The sequence below is a fragment of the Paraburkholderia sp. SIMBA_030 genome (assembly GCF_046535245.1).
Lineage (GTDB): Bacteria > Pseudomonadota > Gammaproteobacteria > Burkholderiales > Burkholderiaceae > Paraburkholderia.
On record NZ_JAWRXB010000609.1, the window covers coordinates 1 to 269 of the forward strand.

Here is a 269-nt window from a genome sequence, read left to right on the forward strand (position 1 = left end):
GCGCAGGATGCATCGCAACGCCCGGCGGAAACCGCGATGGAAAGCCGGCAAGAAGCCACGGCAGAAGCCACGACACCGGGCGTGACTGAACTCATCGCGCAAGCCCCGTCTGCAAGCGCCGTCAACTCACACAGCCGGCCTTCCGCCGAAGCCGACCACGCCTCGATGCCTGCGGCGTCCACCGAACACGCCGCCGCGCAACTCCCACGTCGCCGCCGCGCCGAGCCGGCCGCCATGCCACTGCGCAAGCAGGAGGCCCTATGACATTG

The 269-nt window shown here is 69.1% G+C and carries 1 protein-coding gene; it reads left to right on the plus strand.

Annotated features, from left to right (window positions below; translation table 11 throughout):
* The coding region (locus SB772_RS41400) for a hypothetical protein (RefSeq protein ID WP_410838699.1) at positions 1–264 on the plus strand (264 nt) is incomplete at its 5' end.
* Positions 265–269 lie beyond the last annotated feature (5 nt).